Raw genomic sequence first — 11,011 nt, forward strand, 5'->3', positions numbered from 1 at the left:
ACTGCCGGCCAGCGGCCGGCACTACCGGTTCTGCGTGGTTTTTTCTTCCCGCACCGGCTCCGGCGGCGGCAGCTGCTCCTCGGCGGCACGTTCGTTGCCCGGCAGGGTGGGGCGGGTCTCCATCAGCAGCGACAGCGCGGCCTTGGCCATCATGTGCGCGCTGATCGGTGCGGTGATGAACAGGAACACGGTGATCAGCAGCTCGCGCGGCTGCGGGTCCTGGCCGAGGAAGATGTGGTAGCAGACCGAGCACACCAGCACGCAGCCGACGCCCAGCGTGCTGGCCTTGGTCGGCGCGTGCAGGCGCTTGAAGAAGGTCGACAGCTTCACCAGGCCCAGTGCGCCGACCAGGATGAAGAAGCAGCCGAACAGCAGCAGGATCGACAGGCCGATCTGGATCGCGGTGATCATTCGACGATGTCCCGGCGCAGCACGAACTTGCTCAGCACCACGGTGCTGCCGAAGCCGAGCATGGCGATGATCAGCGCCGCCTCGAAGTAGATCGGCGAATTGAGGTACATGCCGAACAGCATCAGCTCGGCGATCGCGGTCACCGACAGGGTATCCAGCGCAAGGATGCGGTCGGGCACGGTCGGCCCGCGCAGCAGGCGCCAGGTGGCCAGCAGCATGGCCAGGCCGACCACGTGCATGCATACCACCAGGGTGGTCTGGATGACTTCAAAACCGGTCATGGGAAGATCTCCATCAACGGCGCCTCGTAACGGCGCTTGATCGTATCGATCAGGTCCTGTGGGTCCTCCAGGTGCAGCACATGCACCAGCAGGAACTTGCGGTCGTCGCTGAGCGCGGCCGAGACCGTGCCCGGGGTCAGGGTGATCATGCTGGTCAGCGCGGCGATGCCGTGGATGTTGGCGATGTCCAGCGGCAGCCAGATGAAACCCGGGTGGATGTTCTTTTCCGGGCCCAGCACCTGCAGGGCGACGCGGATGTTGGACATCAGGATGTCCCACAGGGTCACGCACACCAGCCTGGGCAGTGGCCGCAGGGTGCCGATGCGGGCGAACTCGCGGTCCAGGCGCGCGGCGAACAGCGGCACCACCACGCCCAGCAGCAGCCCCAGCACGATCTGGCCGAGGGTGAAACTGTCGGACATCAGCAGCCAGAACGCCACCACCATGATGCTGAGCATCGGCGAGGGAATCAGGCGACGGAACAGGGAGCGCTGGGCGGTCATGGCTGGCGGATCTCCGGCGTGGTCGCACGCAGTTGCTGCACGTACTCGCTGGGTTGCAGCAGCTGTGCGGCGGTGGCGTCGGTGTAGCGCATCAACGGTGCCGCGGCCACGGTCATGCCGATGCCGTAGGCCAGCAGCAGGCAGGCGGCGTAGAGTTCTACCCGGCGCAGGGGAGCCTTGCGCGGCTTCGGTGCATCGGGATCGACCGGCGGCACGCGCCAGAACAGGCGGATGCCGCCGCGGGTCAGGCCCATGATCACCAGCAGGCTGCTGACCAGCACGGCGGTCCAGACCGGGCCGGTGTACTGCGCCGGCATGCCGGCCAGCAGTGCGGCCTTGGCCAGGAAGCCGGACAGAGGCGGCAGGCCGGCCACCGACACTGCCCCGATCAGGAACAGCACCGCCGGCGTTTCCTTGCCCGGCATCGGCGCCACCACCTCCTTGCGGTCGCTGGCGCCACCACGGCGGCGGCGGATCAGGTCGGCAACCAGGAACAGCGCAGCGGCCACGAAGCTGCTGTGCGGCAGGTAGTACAGGCCGGCCGACAGCACCTGCGGCGTGCCCACCGAGAAGGCGATGAACAGCGTGGCCGCCGATACGATCACCAGGTAGGAAATCAGTACGCGCAGGCGGGTCGCGGCCAGGGCGCCGAGCCCGCCCAGCACCAGCGTCGCCACGCCGGCCCACAGCAGCCAGTCGCGGCCATAGCCGGCCATCGCGCCGGCATCGTCGCCGAACCACAGCATCTGGATGCGCAGCACCGAATACAGGCCGACCTTGGTCATGATCGCGAACAGCGCCGCCACTGCGGCCGGTGCGCGCGAATAGGCTTCCGGCAGCCACAGGTACAGCGGCATCAGTGCGGCCTTGGCGCAGAACACCAGCAGCAACAGGCCCATCGTGGCCTTGACCAGCGTCAGCTGCGCCGGTGGCACCTCGGCGATGCGCTGCGACAGCTCGGCCATGTTCAACGAACCCAGCGAGGCGTACAGCAGGCCCAGCGCGATCAGGAACAGGGTCGAGGCGGTGACGTTGAACACCACGTAGTGCAGGCCGATGCGCATGCGCAGGCCGCGGCCACCGCTGAGCAGCAGGCCGTAGGAGGCGATCAGCATCACCTCGAAGAACACGAACAGGTTGAAGATGTCGCCGGTGAGGAACGCGCCGTTCAGGCCGACCAGCTGGAACTGGAACAGCGCATGGAAATGCGGCGCGCGGCGGTCCCAGCCCGAGCAGGCATGCAGCAGGCAGGGAATGGCCAGCAGCAGGGTGGTCAGCAGCATCCACGCCGACAGCCTGTCGGCCACCAGCGCGATGCCCAGCCGCGACGGCCAGTCGCCGAGCAGGTAGACGTTGATGTCACCGCCCGCGGTCGACGCGAACAGCAGGCCCACCGCCAGCGCCAGCGCCGACAGCGAGGTCCACGCGACCGCGCGCTGCACCCTGGGGCCGTAGCGGCGGTGTTCGACGAACAGCGACAGCGCGGCGCCGAGCAGCGGAATCAGGATCGGCAGGATCACCAGATGGTTCATGCGCGGTCCTCGCCCTGGCGCGGCGGCACGCGCTCATCCTGCAGGTCGTCATCCGGTTCGTGGGCGTCCACGTGGTCGCTGTGGTTGTCGCTGCGGCTGCGCATGGCCAGCACGATGCTCACGGCAGTCATCGCGAAGGCGATCACGATCGCAGTCAGCACCAGCGCCTGCGGCAGCGGATCGGTGTAGTTGCCGAGGTGGCTGTCCACGCCCTCCTGCAGCACCGGTGCCTTGCCAAGCACCACGCGGCCACCAGCGAAAATCAGCAGGTTGGTGGCGTAGGACAGGAAGGTCATGCCGAGGATCACATCGAAGCTGCGCGCACGCAGCAGCAGGTAGATGCCGATGGCGGTCAACACGCCGATCGCGGTAGCCAGGGCCAGTTCCATCAGTGCATCTCCCCGGTGCGGGCCGAACGGCGTTGCAGGTCGATCTCACCCTTGCGGGCAGTACGGGTCCGCGACGGCTTGATCGTGCCCATCATCGACAGCATCAGCATGGCGCCGCCGAACACCACCAGATAGACGCCGATGTCAAAACCGATCGCGCTGGCCAGCGGCACGTCGCCGATCAACGGCAGGTGCAGGTCGAGGTGGCCGCTGGTCAGGAACGGCACGCCGAACAGCATCGACGCGCTGCCGCTGAGCAGGGCGATCAGCAGACCCATGCCGATGCAGCGGATGTAGTCGAAGCCGAAGCGCGATTCCACCGACGCGGTGCCCTGGATCACGTACTGGATCAGCAGCGGCACCGCCAGCACCAGGCCGGCGATGAAGCCACCACCGGGCGCGTTGTGGCCGCGCAGGAACAGGAAGATCGACACGGTCAGCGTCAGCGGGAACATGATCTGCGCCAGGTCGGCCGGTACCGGCAGCTTGATCGGCGGGCCGGGCATGATCTGTTCCGGTGCCATCCGCGTGCGCCGCAGCAGTGCGTGCACCACCAGCGCGGCGATGCCGAACACGGTGATCTCGCCGAAGGTATCGAAGCCGCGGAAGTCGACCAGGATCACGTTGACCACGTTCTGGCCGTAGGCCTCGGGCAACGCACGGGCGAGCAGTTCGCCGGCCATGGTGTTCGGCGGCAGGGTCATCGCCGAATAGGCCAGCGCACCCAGCCCGGCGCCGGCGATGATCGCGATCACCGCATCGCGGCGCTTGCGCCAGCGCGGGCGTTCCGGCCCGGACTGCGCGGGCAGGTAGTTCATGCCCAGCAGCATCAGCACCAGCGTCACCATCTCAACGAGCAGCTGGGTCAGGGCCAGGTCGGGTGCGGACAGGAACACGAAGGTCAGCGCCACCATCAGGCCGACGCCGCCGACCAGCAGCACCGCCAGCAGGCGTTGCTTGTAGATGCGCAGGGTGGCCACGGCGCAGGCCATCATCACCAGCCACAACGCCCAGCCCAGCAGCGGCATCGGCTGCGGCGCGGTCCAGTTTGGCGACGCCGGATTTGCCACGAATGGCGCGGCGGCAACTGCGATCGCCACCAGCACCAGGCCCAGCAGCATGCGCTGCAGGCTGCCGTTGGCGATGCCGTTGGTCAGGCGCATGGCCAGTGCGGACACGGCATCCAGCTGTGCATGGAACACATTGCGGCCAGTGCTGACGTTGGTCACGGCATGCAGGTTGATCAGCTTGCGCAGGCCGAAGTACAGCGCCACGCCGCCGATCACGCCGATCGCGCTCATTGCCAGCGGCAGGTTGAAGCCGTGCCATACCGCCAGGCTGTACTCGGGCATGGCGCTGCCGAGGATCGACGCCGCAGCGGCATGCAGCACCGGTGCCACGGTCAGTGCCGGGGCGATGCCTACTGCCACGCAGATCACCACCAGCAGTTCCACCGGTACCTTCATCCAGCGCGGTGGTTCGTGGGGCACGCGATCCAGGTCGTGCGGGCCGGCGCCAAAGAAGGTGTCGTGCACGAAGCGCAGGCTGTAGGCCACCCCGAACACGCCAGCCAGCAATGCGGCGATCGACACCGCCGTGCGCATGATTCCCGGGCCTCCGGCCGTGATCGCCTCGGCAAACAGCATTTCCTTGGACAGGAAGCCGTTGAGCAGCGGGATGCCGGCCATCGCCAGCGAGGCGATGATCGCCAGCGCGCTGGTGAACGGCATCAGCCTGCGCAGGCCGCCCAGCTTGCGCATGTCGCGGGTGCCGGTCTCATGGTCGATGATGCCGGCGGCCATGAACAGCGAGGCCTTGAAGGTGGCGTGGTTGAGGATGTGGAACACACCGGCCACCACCGCCATCGGCGTGGACAGGCCGAACAGCAGGGTGATCAGGCCCAGATGGGAAATGGTCGAATAAGCCAGCAGGCCTTTCAGATCGTGCTGGAAGATCGCGTTCCAAGCGCCGATCAACAGCGTGATCGCACCGATGCCGCTGACCGTGTAGAAGAACAGGTCGCTGCCGGCCAGCGCTGGATGCAGGCGCGCCAGCAGGAACACACCGGCCTTCACCATGGTGGCCGAGTGCAGGTAGGCAGAGACCGGAGTGGGCGCGGCCATCGCGTGCGGCAGCCAGAAATGGAACGGGAACTGCGCGCTCTTGGTGAAGATGCCCGCCAGCACCAGGAACAGCGCGTACGGGTACAGCGCGCTGGCGCGGATCTGCTCGCCGGCGGCCAGCACCACGTCCAGGTCGAAGCTGCCGACGATGCGCCCGATCAGCAGTACGCCACCGAGCAGCGCAAGGCCGCCGCCGCCGGTGATCACCAGCGCCATCCGCGCGCCCTCGCGGGCGTCCTGGCGATGTGACCAGAAACCGATCAGCAGGAACGAGCTGATGCTGGTCATTTCCCAGAAGATCATCAGCAACAGCAGGTTGCCCGACAGCACCATGCCCAGCATGGCGCCCATGAACAGCAGCAGGTAGCAGTAGAAGCGGTGCGCGTTGTCCTGCTGGCTCAGGTAGTAGCGCGCGTACAGCACCACCAGCGCGCCGATGCCCAGCACCAGCCCGGCGAACATCCACGCCAGCCCGTCCAGGCGCAGGGTGAAGTCCAGGCCGATCTGCGGCAGCCAAGGGACCATCGTCCGCACCACCTGGCCGTCGAGTACGGACGGGGTCAACCAGCCGAGGATGGCCAGTCCGCCCAACGGCGCCAGCGCCGCCAGCCAGGCAGCAGTCGAGCGCGAACTACGGGGGAAGGCCGCAACAGCCGCTGCCATCAGGAACGGCAGGGCCAGCAGCAGGGGCAGGCTGGGGAGCATGCAGGGAATCCATGATTCACGAGCAGGTCAGGGAGGATAACAGGCTGCGAAATGTCGCTGAAACCCATCGAACAGCGATCAATTGCATGTAACGTCCGCTGATTCATATTTTCTGCGACGCAACATCGCGTTCCTGCGTCTTCTCCTCGCTTGCCCTCAGGGGACGCCCTACGCCCACGCAGGGAGACCGCAGGCCCTGTCGCACAGGGGCTGCCGTCGACGGGCGGGAAGTGGGGAGCGGATCACCGGCGCAGGCTGGCAGGGCCGTCGTGGAGTGCGGGTGATGGAATCTGCCCGTTCAGGAAACCAGGGGCGCCGTCGACTCTGGGCAGGTCAGTAGCGCCAGTCGAGCTTGCGGTAGAACTTGGCCATCACCCAGGCCGGGCCGATCAGCAGGTAGGTCAGGTCGGTCAGGAAGCTGGGCTTGCGGCCCTCGAACTTGTGGCCGATGAACTGCGCGATCCAGGCCACCACGAACACGCCCACCGCCAGCCAGAACAGGTTGTGCAGGCCGATTTCGGCCTCCAGCAGGCGGCACAGGCAGCCGAACACGAAGAACTGGATGAGCATGCCGATGCCCAGCGGGCGCGACAGTTTGTTGTAGAAGCACCAGGCGCTGAACATCGCGAACGCCGACCAGATGCCGTACTGGAACCAGGTGATCAGCGGCGGCAGGCACCAGAGCAGAGCCACCACCGACCACAGGATCGCCGGGACCGCCACCACGTGGATGCGCTGGTTGATCACATTGCGGTGGTCGTCGGAGTAGCTGGCGAAATAGCGGTCGATCGGCCGCGCAAGCTCGGTGGATGTCTGCATGCTGCGTTGCTTCCTCGGACAACGGTAGTACCGGCCGCTGGCCGGCACTCCAGAGCATAGCCGAGTTCATGAGATTGCCGGCCAGCGGCCGGCACTACCAGAGCCAGGCCATGCCTGGCTGCAGGTGTTCGTGAGGTTGCCGGCCAGCGGCCGGCACTACCGAACGCGCCCCCCGCCTTTCCGGCCGGGGGCGCAGGGGGATCAGTCGACGCTGATCCCGGCCAGGCGCTGCAGTGCCTCGGCATACTTGGCGCGGGTGCGCTCGATGATCTCGGCCGGGATGGTCGGGCCCGGGGCGGTCTTGCCCCAGTCCAGCGTCTCCAGGTAATCACGCACGAACTGCTTGTCGTAGCTCGGCGGGCTGGTGCCCACTTCGTACTCGTCGGCCGGCCAGTAACGCGAGGAATCCGGCGTCAGCATCTCGTCCATGATGTACAGGCGGCCATCGGCGTCGGTACCGAACTCGAACTTGGTATCGGCCAGGATGATGCCGCGCTCGCGGGCGTAATCGGCCGCGAACTTGTAGATGCGCAGGGTGGCGTCGCGCACGCGCTCGGCCAGCTCCGCACCGACCTGCTTCACCATCGCATCGAAATCGATGTTCTCGTCATGGTCGCCGACAGCGGCCTTGGTCGAGGGGGTGAAGATCGGCTCGGGCAGCTGCTCGGCCTGGCGCAGGCCGTCGGGCAGGTCGATGCCGCTGACCTTGCCGGTGCGCTGGTAATCCTTCCAGCCGCTGCCGATCAGGTAGCCGCGGGCGATTGCTTCCACCGGCACCGGCTTCAGCTTGCGGGTGACCACCGCGCGCTTGGCATACAGGGCCGGGTCCACCCCTTCGGGCAGCACGCTGGCCACGTCGATGCCGGTCAGGTGGTTGGGCATCAGGTGCGCGGTCTTGGCGAACCAGAAGTTGGAGACCTGGCAGAGCATCTCACCCTTGCCCGGGATCGGGTCGGGCAGGACCACGTCGAACGCCGACAGGCGATCGGTGGCCACCATCAGCAGGTACTCGCCCGGCGGGGTTCCGGCTGGCAGCCGCTCGCGCGGGATATCGAACACATCACGCACCTTGCCGCGATGGCGCAAGGGCAGGCCGGGGAGATCGGATTGCAACAGCGTGGTTGGCACGGGCACTCCTGGGGCGTTGTCGATACGGCTGCTGCCCAACGGACCCGGCGGGCCCGCTGACCAGCGGGCGGCCTAGTGTAAAGCCGTCCGGGCCCGCTGTGACGTAAAATGAGCGTCCATTTCGTCGGTCGACCCCGGAGCGCCATGCGCTGGTACGGAAAACTGCTCGGATTCATCGCCGGCGCCCTGCTGTTCCGGCCCAATCCGCTGTTCGGGGCGGTGGTCGGCCTGCTGATCGGCCATGCCTTCGATTCGGACTGGTTCCGCCTGAACAAGGAGAATCCGTACCGGGAGCTGGGGCTGACCTCCGAGGCCACCGATGCCGAGGTCGAGCGCGCCTACCGAAAGCTGATCTCGCAGTACCACCCCGACAAGCTCGGCGGCGCCGCCCCCGAGCTGCAGCAGCAGGCCGAGCAGAAGTCGCGGCGCATCAACGCCGCCTACGACCGCATCAAGACCCTGCGCAAGCGCTGACCCCTTTCCCCTCGTTGCAAGGCCCGGCCATGTCCCACTGCCTCATCGCCCCCTCCATCCTGTCCGCCAACTTCGCCCGCCTCGGCGAGGAAGTCGACAACGTCCTCGCCGCTGGCGCGGACTGGGTCCACTTCGACGTGATGGACAACCACTACGTGCCGAACCTGACCATCGGCCCGATGGTCTGCCAGGCGCTGCGCAAGCACGGCGTGACCGCGCCGATCGACGTGCACCTGATGGTCGAGCCGGTGGACCGCATCATCCCGGACTTCGCCGAGGCCGGTGCCACCTACATCAGCTTCCACCCGGAGGCGAGCCGCCACGTGCACCGCACCATCCAGCTGATCCGTTCTCTGGGCTGCAAGCCGGGCATCGTGCTCAATCCGGCCACGCCGGTGGACATCCTCGACTGGGTGCTGGAGGACCTGGACCTGGTGCTGCTGATGTCGGTCAACCCGGGCTTTGGTGGCCAGGCCTTCATCCCCTCGGCGCTGGACAAGCTGAAGGTGGTGCGCAAGATGATCGATGCCAGCGGCAAGGACATCCGCCTGGAGATCGACGGCGGCGTGAAGGCCGACAACATCGGCGAGATCGCGGCTGCCGGTGCCGACACCTTTGTCGCCGGCTCGGCCATCTTCAACGCCAAGACCAGCTACCAGGACGTGATCGCGCAGATGCGCGCCAACGTCGCCGCCGCCCGCTGACAAAAAGGGGACGGAGGGGATTAATCTCGTTTAATTCCCTCCGTCCCCTTTATCTGCGCATGGCACTGTTGAACATCCGTCCGGCCACCGTGGCCGATGCTGGCCTGATCCTGCATTTCATCCGCGAACTGGCCATCTACGAGAAGGCCGAGCATTCGGTACAGACCGATGAGATCGGCATCGCCGAGAGCCTGTTCGGCGCCGATGCCACGGCGCGCGCGTTGATCTGCGAAGCCGACGGCGAGGCCATCGGCTATGCGGTGTACTTCTACAACTACTCCACCTGGCTGGGCCGCAAGGGCATCTACCTGGAAGACCTCTACGTCAGCCAGGAAAAGCGCGGCGTGGGTGCCGGCAAGGCACTGCTGAAGTACATCGCACGCCAGGCCGTAGCCGAGGGCTGCGGTCGCTTCGAATGGTCGGTGCTGGACTGGAACACCCCGGCCATCGAGTTCTACACCGCTGCCGGTGCGAAGCCGCAGGACGAGTGGACCGTGTACCGGCTGCAGGGCCAGGCGCTGCACGATTTCGCCAACGGTTGAAGCGAAGTGCATCCACGCATGGCGTGGATCTACCAACCGGGTGGGTGCAAACCGCAACCCGGGGGGGGGCGAACCGCAACCTGGGGGCAGCGAACCGCAACCTGGTGGGTGCGAACCTTGGTTCGCACTCCCTGCACACCCCAAAAAAAAGCCACGCCAATCACTGGCGTGGCCTCGCTGCATGCGTGGGAGGCTGATCCTGCCTCCATCCGTCGTCCCTGCTATGGACTCCCATTCTCCGGTAGCTGAATGACATCTGCGTGACATTCACCGCGGGCAAACAGCGCATTGCTAGCCTGTGCCACCGCATCCTTGGAAGCTCTGCATGACCACCCCGCGCTGGCGCCTGATCCTCAATGGAAAATCCGCTGGCAACGAGGAGTTGCGCGACGCCGTCGACCATTGGCGCGGACAGGGCGTGCAGCTGGAAGTGCGGGTGACCTGGGAGGACGGTGACGCCGAGCGCTATGTCGCCGAGGCGATCGATCATGGCGTGGATGTGATCGTGGCCGCCGGTGGCGATGGCACGCTCAGTGCAGTGGCCGAGACACTGGCGCATCGTGAGGAGCTGGCAGATGCGCTGCCCTCGCTGGCGCTGATCCCGATGGGGACCGCCAACGATTTCGCGACTGCGGCCGGCATGCCGACCGAACCGAAGGAGGCCTTCGCCTTGATCGGGCAGGCGACGCCGCACGCTATTGACCTGTTGCGCGTTGACGCCGATGGCACCCAATGGTGGTGCGCCAATCTCGCCAGCGGTGGCTTCGGCACGCAGGTGACGGTGGAGACTGATGCGGGCTTGAAGAAGATGCTGGGCGGGCTGGCCTATGTGATCACCGGCATCGCCAAGCTGGGCCGCATCGAGCCGATCACCGCGCGCCTGTCCGGCCCGGATTTCGCGTGGGAAGGCGACTTCATCGCGCTCGGCATCGGCAATGGCCGCCAGGCCGGCGGTGGCCAGCAGCTGTGCCCGCAGGCCCTGATCGACGACGGGCTGCTGGATGTGACCGTGCTTCCGGAACTGGAAGGGGAGGTCACCGCCACCCTCGGCCAGATGCTGAAGTCGGGCACCCAGGCTGCGCTGGAACAGCTGGCCACGCGTGCGCGGCTGCCGTGGCTGGAGATCGCATCCGAGCGCCCGCTGACCCTCAATCTGGATGGCGAGCCGGTACAGGCCCGCCAGTTCCGCATCGAGTGCGTGCCGGGCAGGGTACGGATGCACCTGCCGGCTGGCTGCCCGTTGCTGGCTGGGAAGGGGAGGTAGAGTCGACTGTTAGTTGTGTAAACCCACCACGTTGTTCAGCGGGATTCTGGAAATAGGCGGTTGGCTGCCGATCCCCATGTGGGGTCGGTGCCAGTTGTAGTAATGCAGCCATTCAGGCAGCACGGCATCACGTTGC

Annotated in this window: 13 protein-coding genes; 4 read left to right on the forward strand and 9 right to left on the reverse strand. The window is 66.6% G+C overall.

Annotated elements, in window-relative coordinates:
- Positions 1–21: 21 nt before the first annotated feature.
- From AC5P9P_RS19570 to AC5P9P_RS19605, 8 genes are all read right to left on the reverse strand, one after another.
- On the reverse strand, positions 22–411 hold the full coding sequence (locus AC5P9P_RS19570) for a Na+/H+ antiporter subunit G (protein WP_049402775.1): 390 nt from the start codon (positions 409–411) through the stop codon (positions 22–24).
- Entirely contained in the window at positions 408–692 is a 285-nt protein-coding gene (locus AC5P9P_RS19575) for a K+/H+ antiporter subunit F (protein ID WP_005411334.1), read from the reverse strand. Before AC5P9P_RS19575 ends, AC5P9P_RS19570 begins: the two co-directional genes overlap by 4 nt.
- A complete protein-coding gene (locus AC5P9P_RS19580; RefSeq protein ID WP_005411333.1) occupies positions 689–1,195 on the reverse strand; it encodes a Na+/H+ antiporter subunit E in 507 nt (168 codons plus the stop codon). Before AC5P9P_RS19580 ends, AC5P9P_RS19575 begins: the two co-directional genes overlap by 4 nt.
- Entirely contained in the window at positions 1,192–2,727 is a 1,536-nt protein-coding gene (locus AC5P9P_RS19585; protein WP_288469146.1) for a monovalent cation/H+ antiporter subunit D, read from the reverse strand. The genes AC5P9P_RS19580 and AC5P9P_RS19585 overlap by 4 nt, the downstream gene beginning before the upstream one ends.
- Positions 2,724–3,116 (reverse strand): Na+/H+ antiporter subunit C, encoded by a 393-nt coding sequence (locus AC5P9P_RS19590; protein WP_005419863.1) that lies wholly within the window; start codon positions 3,114–3,116, stop codon positions 2,724–2,726. Before AC5P9P_RS19590 ends, AC5P9P_RS19585 begins: the two co-directional genes overlap by 4 nt.
- Entirely contained in the window at positions 3,116–5,944 is a 2,829-nt protein-coding gene (locus AC5P9P_RS19595) for a monovalent cation/H+ antiporter subunit A (protein WP_495227154.1), read from the reverse strand. The genes AC5P9P_RS19590 and AC5P9P_RS19595 overlap by 1 nt, the downstream gene beginning before the upstream one ends.
- A gap of 333 nt (positions 5,945–6,277) precedes the next feature.
- A complete protein-coding gene (locus AC5P9P_RS19600) occupies positions 6,278–6,763 on the reverse strand; it encodes an Mpo1 family 2-hydroxy fatty acid dioxygenase (protein ID WP_005411329.1) in 486 nt (161 codons plus the stop codon).
- 201 nt (positions 6,764–6,964) lie between these two features.
- Positions 6,965–7,891 (reverse strand): phosphoribosylaminoimidazolesuccinocarboxamide synthase, encoded by a 927-nt coding sequence (locus AC5P9P_RS19605; RefSeq protein WP_005414703.1) that lies wholly within the window; start codon positions 7,889–7,891, stop codon positions 6,965–6,967.
- Between the two features lie 144 nt (positions 7,892–8,035).
- Between AC5P9P_RS19605 and AC5P9P_RS19610 the strand changes: the two genes are divergently transcribed.
- The 4 genes from AC5P9P_RS19610 (at position 8,036) to yegS (ending at position 10,875) form a co-directional block, all read left to right on the forward strand.
- Entirely contained in the window at positions 8,036–8,365 is a 330-nt protein-coding gene (locus AC5P9P_RS19610; protein ID WP_005411327.1) for a J domain-containing protein, read from the forward strand.
- Between the two features lie 29 nt (positions 8,366–8,394).
- A complete protein-coding gene (rpe, locus tag AC5P9P_RS19615; RefSeq protein WP_005411326.1) occupies positions 8,395–9,069 on the forward strand; it encodes a ribulose-phosphate 3-epimerase in 675 nt (224 codons plus the stop codon).
- A gap of 59 nt (positions 9,070–9,128) precedes the next feature.
- Positions 9,129–9,611 (forward strand): GNAT family N-acetyltransferase, encoded by a 483-nt coding sequence (locus tag AC5P9P_RS19620; protein ID WP_012481443.1) that lies wholly within the window; start codon positions 9,129–9,131, stop codon positions 9,609–9,611.
- 325 nt (positions 9,612–9,936) lie between these two features.
- Positions 9,937–10,875: a lipid kinase YegS gene (gene yegS, locus AC5P9P_RS19625; protein WP_049403442.1), complete on the forward strand. Its 939-nt coding sequence runs from the start codon at positions 9,937–9,939 to the stop codon at positions 10,873–10,875.
- 9 nt (positions 10,876–10,884) lie between these two features.
- Here yegS and AC5P9P_RS19630 read toward each other — a convergent pair.
- The coding region (locus AC5P9P_RS19630; protein WP_495201759.1) for an integrase core domain-containing protein at positions 10,885–11,011 on the reverse strand (127 nt) is incomplete at its 5' end.

The sequence above is a fragment of the Stenotrophomonas sp. YJH_SMC_14-1 genome (assembly GCF_059372275.1).

Coding starts and splice junctions, on each gene's coding strand:
- AC5P9P_RS19570 (WP_049402775.1), bottom strand. CDS start 411: ATGATCACCGCGATCCAGATCGGCCTGTCGATCCTGCTGCTGTTCGGC.
- AC5P9P_RS19575 (WP_005411334.1), bottom strand. CDS start 692: ATGACCGGTTTTGAAGTCATCCAGACCACCCTGGTGGTATGCATGCAC.
- AC5P9P_RS19580 (WP_005411333.1), bottom strand. CDS start 1,195: ATGACCGCCCAGCGCTCCCTGTTCCGTCGCCTGATTCCCTCGCCGATG.
- AC5P9P_RS19585 (WP_288469146.1), bottom strand. CDS start 2,727: ATGAACCATCTGGTGATCCTGCCGATCCTGATTCCGCTGCTCGGCGCC.
- AC5P9P_RS19590 (WP_005419863.1), bottom strand. CDS start 3,116: ATGGAACTGGCCCTGGCTACCGCGATCGGCGTGTTGACCGCCATCGGC.
- AC5P9P_RS19595 (WP_495227154.1), bottom strand. CDS start 5,944: ATGCTCCCCAGCCTGCCCCTGCTGCTGGCCCTGCCGTTCCTGATGGCA.
- AC5P9P_RS19600 (WP_005411329.1), bottom strand. CDS start 6,763: ATGCAGACATCCACCGAGCTTGCGCGGCCGATCGACCGCTATTTCGCC.
- AC5P9P_RS19610 (WP_005411327.1), top strand. CDS start 8,036: ATGCGCTGGTACGGAAAACTGCTCGGATTCATCGCCGGCGCCCTGCTG.
- rpe (WP_005411326.1), top strand. CDS start 8,395: ATGTCCCACTGCCTCATCGCCCCCTCCATCCTGTCCGCCAACTTCGCC.
- AC5P9P_RS19620 (WP_012481443.1), top strand. CDS start 9,129: ATGGCACTGTTGAACATCCGTCCGGCCACCGTGGCCGATGCTGGCCTG.
- yegS (WP_049403442.1), top strand. CDS start 9,937: ATGACCACCCCGCGCTGGCGCCTGATCCTCAATGGAAAATCCGCTGGC.